Source organism: Atopobium minutum 10063974 (assembly GCF_000364325.1).
Lineage (GTDB): Bacteria > Actinomycetota > Coriobacteriia > Coriobacteriales > Atopobiaceae > Atopobium > Atopobium minutum.
The window spans coordinates 764,405-787,168 of sequence record NZ_KB822533.1 but is presented as its reverse complement, the minus strand read 5'-3'; the positions used below and the strand labels follow the sequence as shown (position 1 = coordinate 787,168).

Annotated in this window: 23 protein-coding genes; all 23 read right to left on the bottom strand. The window is 50.3% G+C overall.

The genetic code is table 11. The features are described 5' to 3' along the window. Positions 1-4 precede the first annotated feature (4 nt). The 23 genes from mraY to HMPREF1091_RS03560 all read right to left on the bottom strand — a co-directional run bounded on the left by mraY (position 5) and on the right by HMPREF1091_RS03560 (position 22,753). Positions 5-1,036: a phospho-N-acetylmuramoyl-pentapeptide-transferase gene (gene mraY, locus HMPREF1091_RS03670; protein WP_002563487.1), complete on the bottom strand. Its 1,032-nt coding sequence runs from the start codon at positions 1,034-1,036 to the stop codon at positions 5-7. Next, positions 1,036-2,484, bottom strand: coding sequence for a UDP-N-acetylmuramoyl-tripeptide--D-alanyl-D-alanine ligase (locus tag HMPREF1091_RS03665; protein WP_002563486.1), 1,449 nt, complete (start codon positions 2,482-2,484; stop codon positions 1,036-1,038). The genes mraY and HMPREF1091_RS03665 overlap by 1 nt, the downstream gene beginning before the upstream one ends. A 16-nt stretch (positions 2,485-2,500) precedes the next feature. Then, entirely contained in the window at positions 2,501-4,279 is a 1,779-nt protein-coding gene (locus HMPREF1091_RS03660) for a peptidoglycan D,D-transpeptidase FtsI family protein (RefSeq protein WP_002563485.1), read from the bottom strand. A 15-nt stretch (positions 4,280-4,294) separates the two neighbouring features. Further along, the gene (locus HMPREF1091_RS08020) at positions 4,295-4,867 is read right to left on the bottom strand and encodes an FtsB/FtsL family cell division protein (protein ID WP_002563484.1); all 573 of its coding nucleotides are present in this window, start codon (positions 4,865-4,867) and stop codon (positions 4,295-4,297) included. Positions 4,868-4,916: 49 nt separating this feature from the next. Further along, positions 4,917-5,888, bottom strand: coding sequence for a 16S rRNA (cytosine(1402)-N(4))-methyltransferase RsmH (gene rsmH, locus HMPREF1091_RS03650; RefSeq protein WP_002563483.1), 972 nt, complete (start codon positions 5,886-5,888; stop codon positions 4,917-4,919). A gap of 15 nt (positions 5,889-5,903) precedes the next feature. Then, positions 5,904-6,335, bottom strand: coding sequence for a division/cell wall cluster transcriptional repressor MraZ (locus HMPREF1091_RS03645; RefSeq protein ID WP_002563482.1), 432 nt, complete (start codon positions 6,333-6,335; stop codon positions 5,904-5,906). A 285-nt stretch (positions 6,336-6,620) separates the two neighbouring features. Further along, entirely contained in the window at positions 6,621-7,526 is a 906-nt protein-coding gene (xerD, locus tag HMPREF1091_RS03640; RefSeq protein ID WP_002563481.1) for a site-specific tyrosine recombinase XerD, read from the bottom strand. A gap of 36 nt (positions 7,527-7,562) precedes the next feature. Further along, positions 7,563-9,206, bottom strand: a complete 1,644-nt coding sequence (locus HMPREF1091_RS03635; protein ID WP_002563480.1) for a DNA repair protein RecN — start codon at positions 9,204-9,206, stop codon at positions 7,563-7,565. Continuing rightward, positions 9,207-10,061: an NAD(+)/NADH kinase gene (locus tag HMPREF1091_RS03630; protein ID WP_002563479.1), complete on the bottom strand. Its 855-nt coding sequence runs from the start codon at positions 10,059-10,061 to the stop codon at positions 9,207-9,209. A 51-nt stretch (positions 10,062-10,112) separates the two neighbouring features. Continuing rightward, complete coding sequence (locus tag HMPREF1091_RS03625; protein ID WP_002563478.1) at positions 10,113-10,898, bottom strand: TlyA family RNA methyltransferase; 786 nt, start codon at positions 10,896-10,898, stop codon at positions 10,113-10,115. 5 nt (positions 10,899-10,903) lie between these two features. Continuing rightward, positions 10,904-11,254 carry an exodeoxyribonuclease VII small subunit gene (locus tag HMPREF1091_RS03620; protein WP_002563477.1) on the bottom strand — a complete coding sequence of 117 codons (351 nt, stop codon included), beginning with the start codon at positions 11,252-11,254 and terminating at the stop codon, positions 10,904-10,906. A 2-nt stretch (positions 11,255-11,256) separates the two neighbouring features. Beyond that, a complete protein-coding gene (gene nusB / locus HMPREF1091_RS03615) occupies positions 11,257-11,757 on the bottom strand; it encodes a transcription antitermination factor NusB (protein ID WP_002563476.1) in 501 nt (166 codons plus the stop codon). 2 nt (positions 11,758-11,759) lie between these two features. Then, positions 11,760-12,122 carry an Asp23/Gls24 family envelope stress response protein gene (locus HMPREF1091_RS03610; RefSeq protein ID WP_002563475.1) on the bottom strand — a complete coding sequence of 121 codons (363 nt, stop codon included), beginning with the start codon at positions 12,120-12,122 and terminating at the stop codon, positions 11,760-11,762. 51 nt (positions 12,123-12,173) lie between these two features. Then, positions 12,174-12,737: an elongation factor P gene (efp, locus tag HMPREF1091_RS03605; RefSeq protein WP_002563474.1), complete on the bottom strand. Its 564-nt coding sequence runs from the start codon at positions 12,735-12,737 to the stop codon at positions 12,174-12,176. A 104-nt stretch (positions 12,738-12,841) separates the two neighbouring features. Next, complete coding sequence (locus tag HMPREF1091_RS03600; protein WP_002563473.1) at positions 12,842-13,966, bottom strand: M24 family metallopeptidase; 1,125 nt, start codon at positions 13,964-13,966, stop codon at positions 12,842-12,844. Positions 13,967-14,005: 39 nt separating this feature from the next. After that, on the bottom strand, positions 14,006-15,145 hold the full coding sequence (locus HMPREF1091_RS03595; RefSeq protein WP_002563472.1) for a hypothetical protein: 1,140 nt from the start codon (positions 15,143-15,145) through the stop codon (positions 14,006-14,008). After that, a complete protein-coding gene (locus HMPREF1091_RS03590; protein ID WP_002563471.1) occupies positions 15,142-15,690 on the bottom strand; it encodes a shikimate kinase in 549 nt (182 codons plus the stop codon). The genes HMPREF1091_RS03595 and HMPREF1091_RS03590 overlap by 4 nt, the downstream gene beginning before the upstream one ends. Before the next feature lie 140 nt (positions 15,691-15,830). Next, entirely contained in the window at positions 15,831-16,244 is a 414-nt protein-coding gene (locus HMPREF1091_RS03585; RefSeq protein WP_002563470.1) for a prepilin peptidase, read from the bottom strand. After that, entirely contained in the window at positions 16,241-16,753 is a 513-nt protein-coding gene (locus tag HMPREF1091_RS03580; RefSeq protein ID WP_002563469.1) for a YqeG family HAD IIIA-type phosphatase, read from the bottom strand. Before HMPREF1091_RS03580 ends, HMPREF1091_RS03585 begins: the two co-directional genes overlap by 4 nt. Before the next feature lie 27 nt (positions 16,754-16,780). After that, entirely contained in the window at positions 16,781-18,064 is a 1,284-nt protein-coding gene (gene mltG / locus HMPREF1091_RS03575; RefSeq protein ID WP_002563468.1) for an endolytic transglycosylase MltG, read from the bottom strand. A gap of 11 nt (positions 18,065-18,075) precedes the next feature. Further along, positions 18,076-18,558 (bottom strand): Holliday junction resolvase RuvX, encoded by a 483-nt coding sequence (gene ruvX / locus HMPREF1091_RS03570; protein WP_002563467.1) that lies wholly within the window; start codon positions 18,556-18,558, stop codon positions 18,076-18,078. Then, positions 18,559-21,204, bottom strand: a complete 2,646-nt coding sequence (gene alaS, locus HMPREF1091_RS03565) for an alanine--tRNA ligase (RefSeq protein WP_002563466.1) — start codon at positions 21,202-21,204, stop codon at positions 18,559-18,561. It abuts the gene before it with no gap. Then, positions 21,197-22,753, bottom strand: coding sequence for an AI-2E family transporter (locus tag HMPREF1091_RS03560; RefSeq protein ID WP_002563465.1), 1,557 nt, complete (start codon positions 22,751-22,753; stop codon positions 21,197-21,199). The genes alaS and HMPREF1091_RS03560 overlap by 8 nt, the downstream gene beginning before the upstream one ends. Between the last annotated feature and the right edge of the window lie 11 nt (positions 22,754-22,764).

Genomic DNA, 22,764 nt, shown 5'->3' with positions numbered 1-22,764 from the left:
ACCGTTACTTAAGCTGGAAGTACAACGCAAAGCCAAGGGCTGCAAACGCTGCCGAAATAATCCAGAAGCGGATAACAACTTTAGTTTCGCTCCAGCCAAGCTTCTCAAAATGATGATGAATGGGAGCCATTAAAAAGACACGCTTACCGGTAAGCTTGAAACTGCACACCTGGATCATGACCGACAATGCTTCCACCACAAACAGGCCACCCATAACTACCGAGACTACCTCGGTCTTGGTAAGAACAGCCAGCGCCGCAAAGGCAGCACCAAAAGCCAACGAACCCGTATCCCCCATAAAGATGGATGCGGGGTAGCAGTTAAACCACAAAAATCCAATGAGACCACCAGCAATAGATGCAGCAAACACCGCAAGGTTTACTTCGGAAGAACTAAAGGCAACTGCAGCCATCATAAGCATGACAACAAGCACCGTTCCACCGGAAAGACCATCAAGACCATCGGTGAGATTAACGGCATTGGACATGCCCGCCATCAGAAGGAAAACAAAAAAGATGTACAGCCAAGGCACGGAAATAGCCATGCCATTAAGTACAAAGGTACTGGTTAAGAACCCAAGGTTAAGATCAAGGCCACCGGGAAAACGCAGTACCGGAGCGATATCGCACATATTTACGGCAAGCAAACCGAAGGTAACAGAAATGATAAACAGGCCAATCATCTTCTGTTTGGGGGTAAGGCCCAACGAGCGACCGTGTGCCACAGACTCTATGTCATCTGCAATACCAAGCAAGGCTGTAATACTGGTTGCGCCAAAGCCGATAATAAGATTGGCAGACCAGCGCGCCAGAAGCATGCAGGTAAGAGACATGGCCACCAAAATGATGAAGCCACCCATAGTGGGGGTTCCCTGCTTAATGAGGTGACGCTGGGGACCGTCAGCACGAATTTGCTGACCTACTCCCTTGCGACGCATGAGCTTAATAAAAAGCGGCATCAGCACCAAAACGATAGCAGCAGAAAGTCCCATTGCCAAAAAGACTTGATAGCTCGGATAGCTTGGCTTACCAAACACTATGCGAGCACCCCCTTTACAAATAGGTCGAGCGCACTGGACCTTGAGGCCTTTGCCAACACCAAATCTTGAGGGTCCAAGATGGGTTTGAGCGCGGCAACCGCACTGTCCACAGAATCAAACATTTCAATTTTATCGTCAGACATGCCCATTGTGATAGCTGCTTCACGCATCCCACCCACAAATTCACTACCGATAAGAACAAGCATATCTAACGGTTTGCCGGCAGCATACGCACCCACATAGTTGTGAAGTTGTGGGGCCATCTGACCCAACTCACCCATCTCGCCCAGAACGGCCACACGCTTGCCTGTGCAAGGCAACGAAGTCAACACGTCTAGGGCAGCTGCCATAGAGCTGGGACTTGCATTATAACTGTCATCAATCATGCGTGGTTTATTCCCACCACCGACAATTTCTAAGCGCATATGTGTCTGAGGCATAGTTTGTATAGCTTCAATGCTAGCTTTATGGTTTATATTAAGCTTATCTGCAACAGCTAACGCTAAAAGATAGTCATTTAACAGATGTTTTCCAGGAATTGGTAGTTGTGCAGGCTGTATATCACCATTTTCATAATATACATCACAACAAACATAACCTTCATCTGTAAGCTTAATGTTTTGAGCGCTGAGATTATCATGAGAAGATATACCAACATACGAGGTAGCTATCGAATTTACTTGTGCATACTTACTATCAATATAGCTACTAAAGTCATCAGAACTCGTTAAATAGAGGCAGGGCTCAATTTGCATACTTTCAAGTGTAGCTTGAGCCATTCCAGAAACGATTTCTGCCTTAGCTTTTGCAATATTTTCACGTGAACCTAACAAGCCAATATGGCTTGTTCCAATATTAGTAATAACCGCCAGAGTTGGACGTACTGCAGCGGCTAGGCGCGCGATCTCACCGGGGTGATTCATGCCCATTTCGGCCACAATAACCTGTGTATCCTCGGGCGCAGAAAGCAATGTCAGGGGCAGGCCAATCAGGTTGTTAAAATTACCCTTAGTAGCATGCGTTCTATATTGAGCAGAAATTGCTGCTGCAAGCATATCCTTTGTAGTGGTTTTCCCTACCGATCCCGTTACGCCAACAACCAGCCACTCTGCATGTTTTTGGCGCCATGCTTGTGTAAGACGCAGCAAAAACTCTTCTCCATCATCATGAGCTGCACGAACAACAGCACAGTGTTTCTCGGCAGCCAAAGCAAGCAGCTCTTCTGTAGGATCTGCTGTAAGTACAACACAGGCGGCACCGTTTTGTATTGCCGCAGGTGCATAGGCATTGCCATCAGTACGCTCACCGACAAAGGCTACAAACAAACCATCCGTACCTACCGCACGAGAATCAATTGCCACGCCCTTTGCTATGCGGTTGGGATCCCCCGCCACCAAAATACTGCTGGTAGCTGAGCAAATAGAAGCAACATCCAAAGTAACCATACTATCCTCCATGCCCTTAGGAAACAGGCTGTACGCCCATATCGCTAAGCGCCTCACTCATGATTGACGAGAAGACCGGTGCAGCAGAGCTAGAAGCCAAATAGCTTGTACCGTTAAGACCGACATACACCATAACCGCAGGATCATCGGCATTTGCAAAACCAATCAAAGAGCTGAGATACACATTTTCTTTATAGCCATTCTCGCCCGCCTGCTCGCCGGTACCTGTCTTACCCGCAACGGCATAGCCATCAACCTTACCGGCAACACCAGTACCTTTGTCTACTACTACCTGCATCATCTTTGTCATCTTTTGGGCGGTGTCTTCAGAAATAACCTGTTTGTTGCTGCTTGACCAATCAACCTTTTCTCCACCTTGAGAAATAAGGAAGTGAGGAGTGGTAAGGACACCTTTATTTGCAACGGCACCTATGGCGCGCACCATCTGGACCATGGGCATTGATGTAGCTTGACCAAAGGACATAGCCCCCAAGGTTGCACCCGTATACTCAGAGCGCTTAGTAACCAAGCCTTCTACCTCACCCGGGTAGTCTATGCCGGTCTTAGAGCCAATGCCAAACTTCTCTACACCCTCTGCAAAAGCATCGGCACCGCTGGCGCGACCTACCAAAATAGCTCCTGTGTTGGAAGAGCGTCTCAAGATTTCTGTAAGCGTCATGTCCATGGTGTAATCACGGCCATCATCATCTCTTACGGTGTCGTCTCCAACCTTTACCCCTGCAGGCACCGTAAGTACGGAGTCCGGAGTGAGCGTGCCATTATCAATAGCAATGGACATAGTGAGCACCTTAAACATGGAGCCCGGTTCATAGGAGCTGGAAACCATCTTAAAGGCCAGTTGATCATTGGTATAGGACGCAGGATCGGTGATGTTAAGAAGCGGCGTAGAGCAAGCGGCTAGGATCTCTCCGGATTTAGGATCGGTAACCATAACCATACCGGACTCTGCCCCGTAGGTTTCAATCGCTTCGGTAATCTTGTTTTCTGCCACTTGTTGAACGTTTGCATCCAGGGACAAAACAATATCTTGACCATTTTTTGCTTCGGTAATCTGACTGGCACCACCTGCAATGGGTGTGCCATCAGCACCTACCTCCATGGTCATTTGACCATCGGTACCGCTCAAGATTTTGTCGTAATACAGCTCAAGACCGGTAAGACCATTGCCATCGGTACCTACCACGCCAAGGATTTGCCCTGCAAGAGCCCCATAGGGATACACTCGTTTGGTATCTGCAAGATAATAGATGCCGGTTTGCTTTGCTTTTTTGAGATCTTCTTTGAGCTGCTTTACAACGGACATATCCACCTTGCGCTGAATGTAAGCAAAGGTGGTGTTCTTACTAAGAACGGTCTTGTAATCATCCTGCTTACCGCCGAGATTCTGAGCAAGAATCTGAGAGGTAGTTTCTATATTTGCAACTTCTTTGGGATTAACGTAGACGGTTTGGCATTCTTCACTGGTAGCCAGCACATTACCGTTACGATCATAAATCGTGCCGCGCTTACCAGAAATAGTAATGACATTGGTATGGTTGGCCTGTGCCTTAGCAGACAGGCGCGGTGCATCAATAAGCTGCAGGTAGAGCAAGCGCAAAACCACCAGCAAAAAGAGTCCTACAAAAATAAAAGGAAGCCATCCAAATGCGTTTGTGGAGGCAAAGGAGTTTGAAGGGCCTTTGGACTCTAAGCCTTTATGAGACGTACGTGGCGCCTCATCGTAGGAGGAGCCACGAACACGTCGTTTCCCATTCTGTCGATTTGAACCAGCCACAACAAAGAAAAGGCACTACTTGCTCGTAGCGTCAGTGGCCTTGGTTGTCTGCTTGGCCTGCTTGGCCTGCTTAGCGGAAGCGGTACCCTCGGGAGCAGAAGCCGCATCTTTAGCTTTCTTACTGCCCTCAATTTGCTTGTCATTATCGCCAGTAGAAGCCGTAAAACTATCCTGGGCACTGCCGCCTAGGGTAATAATCTCGGTCTGAGACGCACGAACCATGCCATAGTTTTGTGTAGCGATGCGATCAATACGCGAGCTGTTAGAAAGCGTAGAAGTCGTCACCTTGAGGTCATTTTCCAGGCTTTGAGCCGTCTTAATTTGACCGCGAAGCTCAGCATTTGCCTGCAAAGCGCTCGCAGTAGCGGCATACAGCGTTACTCGCGTGATAGCCAGTACCGCAAAAACAGCGATCGCAAGTACTGCCATGCGAACACGAGACAAGAAAAGATCGGAGACACCTTGGCGTACGCGAGCATCAAGGCCGGCGCCCTCTACAATCTCAAAGGCTGGACGAGTTTGATGCGCGCCAGCGCGCCTGCTCTCCTGTGCCCCGAGGCTCTGCGCCTGTGTAAGTGGATAGGCCATGATGTACGTGCTCCTTGATAGTATCAATACATGCTTTGTGGTGGGAAATCTACTTGTTGGTACGCGGAGCAAACAGTTTTACTGCCGCGCGTGTCTTTGCACTGCGAGCCCGAGGATTAACCTGGATCTCTTGAGGCGTTGCAACAAGTGGTTTACGCGTTATGACGTTGAGTATTGGCACCTTGCCACACATACAAACAGGAAGATCTGGAGGACAGGTACATCCCTGTGAAAGCTCCGTAAAGATATGCTTAACAAGACGGTCTTCAAGCGAGTGATAGCTTATAACGCAAATCCTACCACCCTCATTTGCCCAGCGAATAGCTGCGCGCAAGCCCTGCTCAAGCATCTCAAGCTCATGGTTAACCTCAATACGCAGCGCCTGAAAGCTTCTGCGTGCCGGATGTCCACCGTGACGACGAGCCGCCGCAGGAATACCTGCTTTAATAACGTCCACCAACTCCAGTGTTGTGGTAATGGGCGCCTTTGCTCTGCGGGAAACCACCTGTTTGGCAATGCTTTTTGCGTAACTCTCATCCCCATATACGCGAAGAATCCGAGCGAGATCTGCTTCGTTATAGGTGTTTACGACCTCTGCTGCGGTTAGAGTGTTATTACCCGGATCCATACGCATGTCGAGTGGGGCATCCTCGTGATACGAAAAACCCCTCATAGGAATATCGAGTTGCGGAGAAGAAACGCCAAGGTCAAAGAGGAAACAATCCACGCCAGAAACACGAGCTTGCAAGAGCAGATTGTCCAGGTCGCCAAAGTTTCCCTTAAGAAAAACGTGGCGAGCACCAGGAACTTCTTTCTCAAAGCGTTGCGTTGCCGCTGCTAGGGCCATATCGTCTTGATCGATTCCTATCGATAAGCCCTCTGGAGCTACCAGTTTTGCCATCTCCATGGTATGACCAGCGCCACCCAGCGTGCAGTCACATACAACGTCTCCTTTTTGAGGGTTCAGTTCCTGAAGGACCTCGTTAAGCATTACGGGTACGTGCCAATATTCTTCTGTCAAAGCGCTTCCCCTTTACTAGCCAAACAGCAGTGAATCGAAATCTTCATCCAGGAAGCTTGCTTGCATTTGCTCCCACTTGGATGCACTAAAGATTTCAAAGTGATCTACGTTACCCACGATCTCGAGTTCGCGACCGAGTCCGAACTTCTCGCGAATTTGTTCCGAGACCTTGCTTAGGGCAATACGACCAGCGGTGTCAATATCAACCGTGGTGGTAAGTGCCGAAAGCCTGCGGCGGATAGCGTCCTGAGCCTTATCCTTTGGATCAAATCCCTCGGGGAAAAAGCTCTGCATCCACTCCTGATGTCCTTCAGGGGTAAACCCACACAGCGCACCGTGAAACGGAACCAAACAAACCTTGTTAGCAAACTGCTTGCGGAAATCCGCAGGAAGGGTGAGGCGGGATTTGACGTCTAGGTTTCGATTGTAGTGGTCGGTCAAATACATGCTCACCCTCCTTTCGCTTTGCGGTCTGCGTGGAGTCGTGTCCACGTTGCGTACCAACCACTATACGTGCTTTTGCAACATTTCTCAACACTTTCTCCCACTTTATCCCCTAATTTCCCACTTCTCAGAAAAGAAAATTTACGCCCTTCTTTCCAACCACTACATGTTGTGGTAACAAAGCAAAAGACCCACTACCTGTACGAATACAGCGTGGGTCTTATGGTGGGTCATCTAGTGAGTAACTTAAAAATTTAGTGATGTAATCATGTAGGAATGCCTACCCAATCAATGAGCGCGCGGGTGAGCTCCCATATAAGCCATACGCACATGCGTGCGATCTACGTGGGTATACAGCTGGGTGGTAGAAATGTCAGCATGTCCCAACAATTCCTGAACCACACGCAAATCCGCACCACCCTGCAGCATATGCGTTGCAAAACTATGTCGCAGCGTATGGGGATGTAGGCCCGCAAGACCAGCTATACGCCCGTACTTCTCAACAATGCTATGAACAGACTGCCGAGAAATACGTCCGCCGCGGGCGTTCAAAAAGACAGCAGAGACGCTGGCCTGACATGCATTTGGACGTGCCAAGCTACTACGCCACAGCTCCAGATACTCCTGCAGGGTGCTTGCAGCTGTTCCCATGATGGGCACTATACGTTCCTTGGAGCCCTTGCCATACACGCGAAGTACCTCATCGGCGAGCAAAACATTTTGCAGCTCTAAACCGCACAGCTCAGACACACGCAGACCACAACCATACAGCACTTCTAAGATCGTGCGGTCGCGCTGAGAGGTAGCGGTTGGTAAGAAAGGCTGATCTAGCAGGGCTGCCGCCTGTTCTGGAGAGATAACATCGGGTAAGCGATCGGGTTTTTTAGGCAGCGGGATATCCACAGCGGGATGAGACGCACAGATTTGCTCGGCCACCATAAAGCGATGGAAGCCCTTAATGGCAGAAGTGGCTCGCTCTATAGATGAAGATGCGAGCTCTATAGAACTCAGTGCTTGGAGATAATGCTCAACATCTGTGCGAGTCACCTGATCCGGCTGCGTGATGTCTTGCTGCGCTAAATACCGTATATAGCGCAACAGATCCCGCCTGTATGCCTGAACGGTATTAGCCGCACTTCCCCGCTCTATTGCAAGGTATGCCACATATTCTTTGAGGGCACAAGAAAGATCCATTGGAGTTCCTTAAAGCAAGCAGGTGTGCCAAGCGGTTTAACGCACACGAGAAGCCTCATCAAGCAGTGTACGGGCGTGCTCACAGGAAGCAGTGCTGGCATCTCCCGATAGCAAACGAGCTATTTCTACCACACGATCCTGGCCTACAACTTCATCAATGTGGGTTTGCGGAACAGCCTGTGGTGTATCTCCTTCGGTCTTGCGTACCACATACTGACGGTCTGCCACAACAGCAATCTGCGTCAAGTGAGTGACCACAACCACCTGATGGGTGCGCGCCAAATCTGACAGCACTGATGCCAAAGCCTTTGCTGTCATGCCGCCAACACCTGCATCAACTTCGTCAAAAACAAGGGTTTCTACGGCATCTGCCTCGCCTAAAACCACCTTGCACGCAAGCATAACGCGGCTGATCTCGCCGCCAGAAGCAATGCGGCGCAGCGGACGAGCGCTCATACCCGCAGCAGGCCTATACATCAGCTCTACCCTATGAGGACCTGCATTGGTCCACTGATTGCGAGCAAGACGCACAACCTCAATGTCTAGCTGCGCAGTGCCCATTTCCAGGCGATGCATCTGCTCGGTAATACGCTGCGCCAACAAGGGAGCAGCAGCCAGACGCGCAGCTTCCAAGTCATCCGCTGCAAGCGCCAAGGTTTTCTCGGCAGCATCCACCGCTGCTTGAGCCTCCAAAAGTGCCTGGCCCGTATCGCCCGAAGCCTCTACGATTCCAGCCGCCCACGCTCGACGCTCAAACACCTGCTCCATCTGGGGACCATAGCTGCGCATCAGGCCCTGCAAGCGAGACATGCGCGTTTGCAGGGCATTGAGCTGTGCGGGGTCAAATTCCATGGACGAGCGATAATCCCGCAGCTCATGAGCCACGTCTTCCACATCCAGAAGGGAGCTTCTGAGCGTGTCAATCTTGGTTGCCAAAGACGCGTCATAGCGCGCAGCGGCTTCCAGATTGGTAAGCGCTTGTGCAAACTGATCGAGCGCCGCGTCATCATCAGAAAGGGCCTCATACGCAGCTTCTACGCTTGTAAACAAGGATTCCGCATGCTCTGCAAGGTCAAGCGTGGTCTGGAGCTGATCGAGCTCACCTGCCTGCGGGTCCACCTCATCAATGCGCGCCAACACAAACTGAGCCTCATCCAAACGGCTGGTACTTTCTTGTACCGCGGTTTGAACACGCTCAAGCTCTTGGGCCGCTGCGCGTGCGGCAGCCAGCGCCTCGCAAAATTTTTCTTTTGCAGGAGCTATCTCCTGCGCGGCCCAGCCGTCCAACAGCTCCAAATGAGCCGAGGGTGAAAGCAAGCGCTGATGCTCATGCTGACCACACAAATCTACCGTTGAACCAATGCCGCTGGCCAATTCCCGCACGGAAGCCATCTGGCCATCAATATCTATACGTCCGCGACCTAAGCGGCTCAAACGACGTCTTACCACATGCCCATCAGGATCATCTGGCGAGAAAACCTGGCCTTCTACCAGTAGTTCCTCAGTACCCTCACGTATAAAGGAACTGTCCGCGCGCTCCCCGATAAGCAGCTTAAGTGCTCCGAGAAGCGCTGTTTTGCCCGCGCCCGTCTCGCCAGTAAGCACGGTAAGCCCATCTGAAAACTCAAGAGATGCATCTTGGATGAGCGCCACATTTTGAACGTGCAGCTGGTCAATCATTTATTTCCTCGTCCTTCCGTAAAATACACGGGAGACAGAATTATAAAAACTTGAGGGGCCACCATCCAGCAAAACAATGTCGCCCACACCACGGCGCACACAAGCTAATTCCAGCCACTTGCCCTTACTTGCCAGCTGACCATCCACAAAGGCAGAGCGATCTGCTGGACGATTATGTGAAGTAGCAATCTCTACCACATCAGAAGCGCCTGTCATAAACGAGCGCGCCAAAATGGTATGGGGAGCAATAGGCGTAATAAGCATCCCCTTAAAGTCTGGATGCACAATAGGACCTCCAGCTGCCAGTGAATACCCCGTAGATCCGGTAGCGGTGGAGACAACTACCCCATCCCCCCGCAAGCGATCAATATGATTGCCCGAAACACCAACATCAAACTCGATCATATCGCCATCAGCGCCACGCGTAACTGCAAGCTCATTGAGGGCAAAATGATGTACCACTTCTGGCTCACTCGTTTCTTTATCCACCATATGCAACTCAACATCCAGCGCAGTACGACGAGAAACGTGCATCTCTCCAGCTAATGCGCTGGCCACGCTACCCACAATATTTTCCGAATCGCCAGCAGTCAAAAATCCAAGGTGCCCAAACGAGAGCCCCAGTAAAGGAATTTCTGCATAGCCAACGATCTTTGCCGCACGTAACAGAGTGCCATCGCCACCCAAAGAAACGACAAGGTCACTTCCCTCTGCAGAGGTGGTGCGCTGAGGATATTTTTTCTTATCGTGAGCCCAGCTTACCACGACATCCTGTGACTCAAGCCAGTTGGAAAGCTCCGTAGCAGATTGCACAGCAACGGGACGAGAATAGTTTGGCACCAAAAGGACCTTCATAAGGCTTCTCCTCAGCTACACGATAGATTGTACAAAGTGTATCACCGAGCACTAAGAAGTGGTAATCTGCGCAATTGCTTGAGAAAAATCTACGGGATCTGCTTGTCCACCTTTACGTGCAAGCAGCAAAAATTCATGATTTCCCTTATGTCCTACAACAGGGCTTGCACACACAGCCTGCACCGCAAAGCCTCTGTGCGAAAGGTTTTGGCTTACCGTTTCCAAACAGGCAAGCCACACGGCGGGATCACGTACAATGCCGCCCTCGCCCACCTGCTCACGCGCTGCCTCAAACTGGGGTTTGACCAGCGTAAGAAAGCTTCCTTCCTCACGCAGTAAATCCCAAACAGCACCAGCAATGGTGGTTATTGAAGTAAAGGAAACATCACAAACAGCCAGGTCGATGGTACCAGCACGCTCAGGCGTGGCAACATCCACAATATTTGTACGTTCCAGCAACGTAACGCGCGTATCGTTACGCAAAGACCACGCAAACTGGGCATACCCCACATCTACCGATAAAACCGACGCAGCCCCATGACGCAACAAACAATCGGTAAAGCCGCCGGTAGAACAACCAACGTCTACACAAGCACAGCCACGCGGATTGACCTTAAATGTAGTTAAGCCGCAGTCGAGCTTGAGCCCACCGCGGCTTACATAAGGATTTTTTCCACGAACATGCAGTTCTATACCAGGTTTAACTTGTTCGCCCGCGCTCGTAAGCTTTCGATTGGTAGTGGATACCTCTCCAGCCATAATTGCACGGAGAGCATCACTGGTGCTGGTAAAAAAGCCTTGCTGTACCAGCTCTGTGTCCAAACGCACACGAGCCATATGAGTTACTTAGACTCAGCTGCGGTAGAGCTAGAGGTATCGGAGCCCGTAGCGGCATCCGCGTCGGAGCCTGTATCGGCGTCCGCGTCGGAGCTCGTGTCAGAGTCAGAACCAGACTCATCAGCCTCAACGGACGCAACGGGCTTATCGGGTTTCTCGGCAGCAGCATCCTGGGCCGTAAGGTCAACCTTATCTACCATGTCTACCGCTTTAGAACCCAAGCTAATAGCTTCCTCAAACAGATCCAAAGAACGCTCAAGCGAGGTGTCTTTATCGCGAACCGTGCCCACGATCTCGTCCAAACGACCAACAATGTCATCAAAGGACTGGTAGGCAGACGTATCAACCCTTGCCATAGCTATTCCTCTACCGCATCTACATCATGGTCTGCAGGTTTGGGAGCGTTTGCCTCAACCGCTGGAGTGGTAGCAAACAGATCTTCCCCTGCTTGCGTAGCTGCAGCAATCGCACCCAGCACACCGTTGATAAAGCGAGAGGACTCATCCGTACCATAGGCGCGGGCCAACTCCACGGATTCATTGATGCAAACAGCGGTATCTACCTCAGCAATACAGAGCATTTCACAAATGGAAAGACGCAAGAGGTTGCGGTCCACTGCAGGCATGCGCATAACTTCCCAGCGCTTGGAAAAGCGCGTAATAATGCCGTCAAGCGCAGGGATCTTATCGCTTGCTGTTAAAGCAAGGGTCTGTGCATACGGGTTGAGAGGACCGTCGGACAAAGCATAGTCACCCGACAGGACATCACACACCTTACGACCAGTGGCCTCAGCCTGAAACAAAATCTGAAGCGCCTGGCTGCGCGCAAGCCTACGAGTTTGATAAGCGGGAGTGCTCAAACTTACTCCTTGGGAAATACGAGGCTATCAATGCACACATTAACAGCGCTTACGTTGACGCCAATTTGCTCGGTAATGGCCTGAGATACCGCAATGCGAACCTGCTCGGCCAGCTTGGTAAAGGTATAGCCAAAAAAGACCGCCAAATGAACCGTCACAATAAGACCGTTTTCATCAGACTCGCACTCTACCGCGCGACCAGATTGCACCGTCTTACTGGTAAATACAGAGATCAGGCTCGATGTAATATCGTTGCCGCCTACGCGAGCAACGCCTTCTACCTTGTTTACGGCAGCCGTAACCACGGTGCCAATAACACTCTTAGAAATACCGATGCCAGAGATCAGAATCTCAGTCTGTTCCATGGGAATTCCTTTCACGCTACGAGCCACACTCACATTTGGGGTGACAGCTGGCTAGACACGCTGTACAAACTTACCAGTACGGGTATCAACCTTTACACGCTCACCCTGGTTAAGATACATAGGAACCTGAATAGTTGCACCCGTCTCAATAACGGCAGGCTTGGTGCCACCCTGGACCGTATCACCCTTAAAACCAGGATCGGTTTCTGTAACCTCTACCTCAATAAACATAGGAGGATTAACGCCTAAAAGCTCGGTATCTGCATACAGCAGCTGGCACACGTCGTTCTCTTTAAGCCACTTGGCATTATCGCCAATATAGTCATCAGAGACAGGAATCTGATCGTAGGTCTCCATGTCCATAAAGTTGTATGCATCGCCATCGTTATACAGATACTGCATTTCCTTGGTGATGAGTTGGACGCTCTCAAACTTGGAGCCAGCATTGCAGGTTTGATCAATCGTACGACCGTCACGCAAATCCTTGAGCTTGTAGCGAACAAATGCGCCGCCCTTACCAGGTTTTACATGCTGAAACTCTACAATGGTGTAATACTTGTTATCAATTTTAAGACCCATGCCGTTCTTAAAATCTGCGGTGCTAATGCTTGCCACAACAACTCACTTTCTATTTGATCTATGCCTTTTGAAGCAACATATTCACAGATGCATTCTAGTATACCGTTGTCTGTCTTCTTAACGAGAATACCTATGCAGACTTAACAGGAGATACAAACAAGCTCATGCGTAGACTTGGTAAAGGGTTTATAGCCATCTGACGTTACCACACCAAAGTCTTCCAGGCGAATACCAAATTTACCAGGCAAATAAATCCCAGGCTCAATGGTAACAACCGAACCCTCGGGGATGAGCAGATCATACCGGCGATTAAAATTGGGTTTCTCGTGAATCTCCAAACCAACACCGTGCCCCAAACCGTGCTTAAAGAAATCACCATACCCGGCATCCGTAATAACCTTAACAGCAAGATTGTGAACATCGCTGCCAATAACGCCAGGTTTTACATAGGCTGCGCAGGTCTCATGAGCCAAACGAACAATGTCGTAGACCTGTTTTTGCTCTTGAGAAGGCGTCCCCACATATACCGTGCGCGTCATATCAGAATGATAGTCATGATAGCCAGCACCGTAGTCCATGACGATAAAATCGCCCTCTTGCACTATGGCAGAACCGGGTTGAGCATGGGGATTTGCACCGTTTGCGCCGGTTGCAATGATCGTGTCAAATGACAACGCATCAGCACCGTGCGTCAGCATGTAGTTTTCCAGTGCCACTCGAAGGTTCTGCTCGGTCTGACCGGGTTTAATATAGCTACACATATACTCGAAAGCAGCATCGGTAATATCCTGTGCATGCTGCATAAGCTCCAACTCTTCTGCGTCTTTTACCATGCGCAAGGAGGCAATATCTCCATGTATGCGTGGCAGCAGGCAGGCAGCAGATTGTTGATGCACACACGCTTTTAGCTCATCATAAAAGGCCAAATCACAGCTATCCTCAATAGCAACCATGCGGCTGTGTGTCTGAACGATAAGCCCAGCAACCCACCAGGCAGGATCCACCAGGTCCATATCTATAATCCAAGCATGGTCGGTACCCATACGCGTTATAAAGGTGTTGTAATAACGAGAATCCGTATGCAGCCACTGACCAGTAGCCGTAATAAATGCGGTATGAGCAACCTCATGATCAAAGGTGCGCTCAGAACCCGTAAGCCAGCGCAAATCTGCATTGTTTCTCAAAATCACCGCATCATAGCCACGCTGTGCCATAACCTCGCGCAAACGCGCAACACGCGCCGCACATGCCTGTGTATCTGCCATAAGTAATCCTTTCCCAATGGATATGCTCGTATCGCCTGGCTAGTTTGTTGCCTGATGAGCTTCTAGCAGCTGTTTGTGTAGCATACACCAAGCCTGAATATGCTCATTGAGCAGCTCATCTGGCACTGCTGTATACCGCACACGACCAAAAGCTAAAGGAAGCGGCAATAAGAAACGATTGGTCCTTGCAAAACATACCGCCTTAAGGGCGCCGATAAGCTCTTGCGCTTGCACGTCGCACGCAATCTGTCCAATGCCCAAGCTGTCCAGCAGGCCATCTTGGCTGTACATCAAATCCATATCCGCTTCCCCAAGACCAACCGCAAGACGCGCGTTTACCCGCAAACCTTCGGCAATTTTAAGCGCACGGGGAATGCCCTCGAATAAGCGATCCAGAGCAGCCTCAAAGATAAAGCCGTAGGAATTGCTCTGACGGATTGCCAGGGAAGTGGACGCCTCAATACGACCACGACATTTAACGGTATCTACCAGCTGATCCACGATGGTCTGTTCGTCATGCTCCATAATCTTGTTGGCTCTTGAGGCAAGACGGCCAAAGGCATCTGTGTTGTCACACACCGCCGTAGAAACCGCGTAGGCCAGCATGGTTTGAAATTGATCTTGCTCGTATAGCTCCATATAGGTCAAATCACAAAAGGCCATACGAGGTCGTGCTTTTGTGGCTATAACAGGAAAAGCACCTGGTGTAGCACGCAAAGCGGGTGGTGTAGTAATACCCTGTACCGCAGCAAGAGCGGTAGTGGGAACAAAGGCATATTCCACCCCAGCGCACCAGGCATTTGCACTATAGGAAGCCAAACCAGCCAACTGCTCATTACCAGCAAAGATAAGAACATCATCTGCTGTAAGACCTTCATTGCTTAAAAAGATATACAGCTCGTGGGCAAGATCTATGGTTGTTATATCGTCCTGATCGGGTAGGTTTGCTTGCACGGCAACAAAACCGCCATCCGCCAACTGACGGCGCAGCTCCTCTGCTAAGGCATCAGAAACATCTGCCCCGCAAATGAGTGCAGCCTTACGCGGTTTACCCACTAATAAACGGAGCTCACGACCCATATTGTAGAGAGCATCCCTGCCTATGCGCATATCGCACGAGCCGCCAGGCAAGGTGATTGATTGGCGAATAACTGATTGCTGAGCTTCTTCCTGACTCATAGCAGGCCTTTCTCCCACAAGAGTTGTGCGGTTATTTGCGCAACCTCATCAAATGTCTTGTCCGTAATACAAATCGAATAGTCAGCTGCATTTTGATAGAGAGGACGACGCCGTTCAAACAATTCCTCAGGACTCGAACACAGTGTCAAATCAGGCCTGCGATCAGTGCGTTGAATCTGTTTGAGGGAATCCGATAAGGTGCCATCTAGATACACAACGATACCCATCTCATGCATGAGCTGGCAATTGAGCTCACTTTCTACGATACCGCCTCCACAGCTTACAAGCAGACTTTTTTGTGACTGCAAACTCTGGAGGGCGCTGGTTTCTGCCTGACGCAGGGCCTTCTCCCCGCCATCTGCATACATTTGCGCCAGTGAGCAGTGATACATGCGCTCTATAATGCGATCCGTATCCGTGAATGAGCGACTGAACATATGGCCAATATTGCGTGCCAAGGTAGACTTGCCAGCACCAAAGAAGCCCACAAAAAAGACGTGGTCACAGCCCTTGTGTACAATATATCCACGCTCCGGCCTTTGCACAGCACTCCTCGTATGCCTTAGGTATATGCGCCTTTACTCTCCCAGCACGCTTCCTTTGCTCTTTGCATAAGCAGCTAGCTTTTGCATCTAACTTTTAGATTTTATCATCCAATGGCAGGTCACAGCAGGACCCAAAGCTCCTACACAAACCGAACTACCAAAACTACGAACACAAAGCCTATGGTAAGCCAAGGAACCAACGCTATTGTTTTTTGCTGGACTACAACACCAAACACTGCTGCTAGTGCACAACCTATACCAACGGCCATAACCGTAACAGGTCCCAACCACATACCCCACGCTGCAATAAATTTAATATCGCCCATACCCAGAGCGGCATGGTTTTGTCGTTTACGAAATAAAAGCTCGACTGCCACTAAAACAAAGGCTAATGCTATGGTAAACCCCGCATACAGCATAAAGGTAGAAGGTGCATAAGCAAGGCGCAGCGCTACCCCCAACAGGAGCAGCAACAACGAATGTGCATTAGCAACACAGCGGGTTCTTATATCTTGGACCGAGGCCACCAACGATATAAGAATAGCTGCTATCACGGCTGCACATCCTCTCCCTCAAAACTAATGCCGTCGAGGATTCTATGTTCAGCCATGCGCAAGGGTTTGGTGTAGAACAAATCGGTGGATGACTGCGGTCTAACAAGGATGGTAGAAATGCCTGCTAGATTACCTGCCACCACATCGGTAAATACCTGATCACCAATTAAGACAGCCTGATGGCGCGAAACGCCCATGCGCTTAAGCGCAGTCCAGAGCGCAAAGGGTGCCGGTTTTAGAGCATGATCTATTTTTGGTACAGCAAGCTCGTGTGCCGTCTGTGCTACCTGAGCTGCAAAAAAATTATTGGATACCAAGCAGATCTGTAAGCCCGCTTGCTTTGCTCGTTGTACCCACGCCACAATGTCAGAGGGTAGATACTTGCTGTCTTTTGGCACGCAGGTATTATCGCGATCAAGCAAAATACAGCGTATACCTGCATGAACAAGCTCGTCTATATCCACCAAAGGCAACGACGCCACATATTTTGAGGCCTGCAGCAAACTCATGGCTATCACAACAACAGGTATACACGGCTACGATTGAGCATTTTTTGCTGTCTCAATAGCCTGCTGATGCTCTTCGTAGGTCTTAGAGAAACTATGGTTGGAGTAACTACCATTTTCTACAATAAAGAAGTAGAGGTAGTCCGTACTTGCAGGCTCCAATGCAGCTTTGAGTGAAGCGGTGCTGGGTGTACAAATAGGTGTAGGAGTCAAACCCTTGTTAAGATAGGTGTTATACGGACTCTGCGTCTTAAGATCTTCTGCCGTCACTTCCCTATCCAATACATAGCCCATCGTAGCATCCGACTGCAGGGCCATGTCCTGTTTAAGACGGTTATAAAAGACGGAAGCAACAAGAGGGCGGTCATCTTGCGTTACGGCCTCACGCTCAATGATGGATGCCAAGATCAAAAATTGGTAATCACTCATGGTGATGCCATAGTTGCTTTGAATGGTGGCGCAAGCAGTCTCAAAATCCAGGCTCGCATGCTCCGCTTGATACTGATTAAGCATGGTACGAATAACGCTGTCAGCGCTTACTTCTTTGCCGCTAAAGTCGTAGGTTTTGGGATACAAAAAGCCCTCAAGGGAATCATCTGCAACGCCCTGCAAGAAGGAAAACTCATTCACATAGTTAGAAGCCTTAGCCTGGGCGAGAAAATCATCGGCTTTAATTCCCAAGGACTTCTCTACCAGTGCTGCTGTTTTCTTAACCGTAAGGCCCTCGGGAACAGAAAGCTTGTTAGCGCTTGTGTTAGGACCCTTTACCAGTTGCTGAACAACCTCTTCCACAGACATACCCGTTGTAAACACATAGGTACCGGGCTTGATCTGGGAATCTGCATTCTTAAGGCTGAGCTCCTTTAAAAAGTCTTCACTGGTGCTTATGACACCAGCATCAAGCAAAGACTGGGCAACCTTTTGAGCACCAGAGCCTTCTGCAATGGTAACGGTAACCTCTGTACCAGCAGCTACGCCAGAGGTGCTCTTTTGTTTTGCCGTCACGCAGCCATGAATAACAAAACCGGCAACAAGCAGGCAGATCACCGCAATAACCAAAACAATGACTTTGATGGGTGGGGTGACGGGTGCCTGATTTGTAGTGGGCTGTTTATAGGAGCGAGGACTTTGTACAGCTGAGCTGCGTGATGGAGAAGCAGCGTGTTGTCGAGCTGTGAGGTTTTGTGCAACGTGATTTTGTGCAGGCACTTGTCGAGAAGCGTAGTTTCGAGCAGGGGTTTGCCGAGGCGTACCAGAAAAATGTGCACCACGAGAAGCACGGTGAGAGGAATGTGATTCTTGGGAACTAGCCATGCATTTCTCCTTTATTGCCAAGCAGCCTGAGCATCCTGGGTAACCTGGATATCCTGGGTATCCTGAGCATCCTGAGTGTTCAGGACAGCCTGAGCATCCAGCCATGATTGCAAGAACAAGGAAGCAGCAACCATATCTACCTTGCCGCGCATGCTCTTCTCGGAAAGTCCTTGTTCGCGCAGAATACGCTTGGCCTCACAAGACGATAAGCGCTCATCGACAAACTCTAGAGCCAAACCACAGGCCTTTGCAATCTGTTGAGCCTGATCCATCACATGCTGTGCCTGTGGACCATCCTCACCCGTCATAGTCTTAGGACGACCACACACCAGCAACTCTGGTTCGTAGTCTTCCAAAATCATGCGAAAAGAGCGTGCGCCCGAAAGTACCTCCTGAGCAGGAAGTACTTTGACGGGCGACGCGATACGACCCGTGACATCAGAAGTAGCAATGCCAATGCGGGCCTCTCCAATATCTAAAGCAAGGACACGCACTTATGCGCCTATCATCTGTCGAGCAGCTTCCAGAGCAGCATCAATGCCGTCCACATTGGTACCACCAGCCTGAGCCATGTTAGGACGTCCGCCGCCACGGCCACCAAGCTTTTGAGCCAACGCACTCACGATATCACCTGCAGAAAATCCTGCAGCAACAGCGGCATCGGTACCAGCAGCAAGCAGGCCAACCTTGCCATCAGATGTAGCGGAAGCCAAAACGCAGGCAATGGGCTTACCTTGTGCGGCATCGCGAATACCATCCCAAACACCACGAAGCTCCTTACCAGAAACGCCGTTCAGTTTAGTAATGGCACACCGATATCCACTTGCATCCACCGCCTGCTTAAGCGCATCGCCCACAACGTCAGAAGCAGCACCGCTCATCAGCTGTGTTATACGCTTCTTGGAATCGCGCACTTCTTGCTGCAGTTGCGCTACGCGAGACAAAATCTCGGAGGGACGACATTTAAGCTCAGCGGCAATCTCTGAAAGCTCCAAGAGCCGTTCATCCACATATTCAAGGGCTCCCGCGCTGGTAACAGCCTCTATACGACGCGCGTTAGAACCAACGGAACTCTCGGAGATGATCTTAAAGAAGCTAAGATCAGCAGTGTTGTGTGCATGGGTGCCGCCACAAAGCTCACGCGAGAAGGGCTTCTCGGACGCACCGGTAGAAATAACGCGAACCGTCTCGCCGTATTTCTCGCCAAACAGCGCTACCGCGCCTGAAGCCTTTGCCTCATCAAGACTCATGATGTTGGTGATCATGGGCTCGGCAGCAAAAATTTCTGCATTGATAAGGCCTTCTACACGGGCAATTTCCTCTGCCGTCATGGCCTCAAAGTGCGTAAAGTCAAAGCGCAGACGATCGGGGGTTACAAGAGAGCCTGCCTGACTTACATGCTCGCCCAGCACATATTTAAGGGCGGCATCCAACAGGTGGGTTGCCGTGTGGTTACGACGAATCAACTCGCGACGGTTGTGGTCAATCGCAGCGGTTACTAAGGCACCAACCCCAACCGTACCCTCGCGAACAACGGCTACGTGAGCGACCAGTCCGTCCCCACGACTCTTGGTGTCGGTTACCTCCAGGCTAAAGGCAGGGCCATAAATGGTGCCCGTATCCCCTACCTGACCACCCATCTCCGCATAAAAGGGGGTGGCGTCCAACACAACTTCTACCTCGCTGCCTACGGAAGCAGACTCAACGGATTGTCCGTCAATAACCAAAGCGATAACCTTGGCATTCTCTACAACATCAGAGCTGTAACCCTCAAAACGCGTAGGCTCATGCTCATCAGAAAGCGCAACCCACACATTGTTGGCCTGACCCCAAGCATCGCGGTTGGCCGTTGCACGAGCACGATCGCGCTGTGCCGCCATCTGCTTGTCAAAGGTGTCCATATCTACCGCATGACCAGCGCCTTCTGCGATCTCACGGGTAAGATCAATGGGGAAACCGTAGGTATCGTGCAGCTTGAAGGCCACCTCACCAGAAAGCACCGCCCCAGCAGGCAAAGCCGCAAGCTCAGCAGCAAGGCTTTTCTCGCCAGCGTCTAAGGTAGCGGAGAAGCGCTCCTCTTCTGCAGCGATAATACCCTCGATAAGGGCTCGGTTGTCGATAAGCGCTGTGTATACGTCTCCCAGCAGCGCCTGTACCTCATGGAAGTAGGTATTGAGGAATGCATCCTTAATGCCCATCAATCGGCCATGGTAGACAGCACGACGCAAAAGGCGGCGCAAAACATAGCCCCTGCCCTCGTTGGAAGGAAGGATGCCGTCACCAATCATGAAGGATACAGCACGGGAGTGATCTGCCAAGATACGCAGGGACTTATCTACCGCCTCAGAGCTGTGATAACTCACACCGGCAAGCTTCTCACCCACGTGGATGAGAGAGCGCAGTACATCGCCCTCATAGTTGGATCCCTCGTGCTGCATGATGGCAGCAATGCGTTCCAAGCCCATGCCGGTATCAATATTGCGATGAGGCAAATCGGGCATGGATCCATCTTCCTGGCGGTCATACTGGGTAAAGACGAGGTTCCAAAACTCAAGGTAACGATCGCCGTCATCGCCGGGTTTCTCGCCCTCAAACGCAGGACCCTGGTCAAAGTAGATCTCAGAGCAAGGACCACAGGGACCGGTAGGACCAGCCGCCCAGAAGTTATCCTCTTCACCCAAGCGGGAGATGTGGTCATAGGCTACGCCCTGCTCATGCCACAGCTCGATGGCCTCATCATCATCCTCAAAGACGGTCATGTACAGGCGGTCTTTGGGAAGACCAAGGTGCTCGGGGCTGGTAATAAACTCATAAGCCCAGGCAATGGCGTCCGCTTTAGAGTAGCCGCCAAAAGAGAAGTTACCCAACATCTCAAAGAATGACAGGTGGCGGGCATCGCCGATATTGTCGATATCGTTGGTGCGCAAGCACTTCTGACACGAGGTTGCACCAATCTCACGCATGGTCTTGGTGCCCTGGTAGTATTCCTTAAATTGGTTCATACCAGCATTAGCTAAGAGCAAAGAAGGATCGTCGGGAACCAGTGATGAGCTGGGGTATAGTTTGCAGCCTTTAGATTCAAAGAAGCGCAGATAATGCTCACGAATCTCTGCGGTGGTCATTGTCTTGTAATCAGACATTGTCATGGTGCTCCTTGGTGCTGGTAGTGGGTGTATCTGATATCATAGTTTGTGTAGCGCTGGTGGTACTAGTAGCGCCGGCGGTGCCGTGGCTCGTAGTGCTCTTGTCAGCACCGTCGCCGCCAGTGCCAGTAGCGTCGGTAGCGCTGGTGGCGCCAGGCTTGTCTGAGTTGTTGGTATCACGCGACAAGCCAATGTGGAACGCTGTTGTTCCAAGCTGTTCATTGTACCTGCGAACAACATCTGCAATAGTAGGACGAATGGAATCTGGGGGTGTTTCCGCCGTAACATTCACGTTCTTTACACGAGGAACCAGTCTGGTGTACTCAAAGAAACGATCATCATCCAAGGCATCAAAGGATGGCAGGATGGCGCCCTCATTATCATGAAAAGGCGTGGACTTAAAGATGGCGCCCTCATAGGACACAATCTGTCTGCCGGTACGCGTTTCAAAGTCGTACACAAAGATGCCCTTCAGCGCTGCGGAAAGCGGAATGGCCAAGACCATGCCCAGCACGCCTCCCAGAGCATTGCCCACAATGATGGCGGTAAGCGACATAATAGGATGTACCTTAACGGCCGATTGCATAACCAATGGTGAAACCACATTGTCCGTAACGTTTTGAGCAACCACGGATACCAAAAGCGAGAAAAGCGCCAAGGTTGGACTGGTAAACAGAGCCAAAACCATGGCAAGTCCAGCGGCAATCCATGGACCAATAACAGGAATAAAATGCAGAATACCTACCGTAATGCTCATAAGACCTGCATAGGGATGGCCAATCCAGCTAAACCCTATATAGCTCAAAAAGCCTCCCACAACTGAGGTAATCACAATGCCGCGCATATAGCCGCCCATAGAACGACTCATAACGGCAAACAGCATGGTCATGCCTTCTCGATGTTTAGGGCCTACCAAAATAGCAATCTCATGAATGATAACGGGATAATCTTTGGCCAGCCAATAGGCCATGACCAAACCCAAGAACATGGTAAACAGGTCTGAAAGCGTACCCATAATATTGGTCACAATGCCACCAGAAAGCTTGCCTGCCATATCTGTTGCCAAACGACTCAGCACATCAGACAACGAGCTGATACTGGACGAGAGCATAGCTTGCACATCGGTACCTGCAATGGTTTGATGCTCTTTCATAAATTGAGAAAACATCTCTTGCAATGAACTTACGTAGCTTGGCACATTACGCAAAAGGTTAATGGTTTGCTCTATAAACGGAGGCAGCAAAAGCGTAAAGACCAGCGACACTATGCCCACCATAACGAGAAGCGATAAAAACGCTGCAAGACCGCGAGGCACTTTGTGGTCTTCAAGCCAGTTGGTAATAGGACTGCAAATAAAGCCAATAACAATACCCCAGAGTAAAAGCTGAACCGCTGGCCAAACTTTACCAAGGACTTGAATGGCAACAAACAACAGTGCTAAACAGCCAATGGCCGCCCATACGATGACAAGCATGCGACGACTTTGTGATAGCTGCTCGTTGTCATATTGCTCGGTATCATGCTGCTGATTACAAGATGTGCTCACCCAGCCACCTT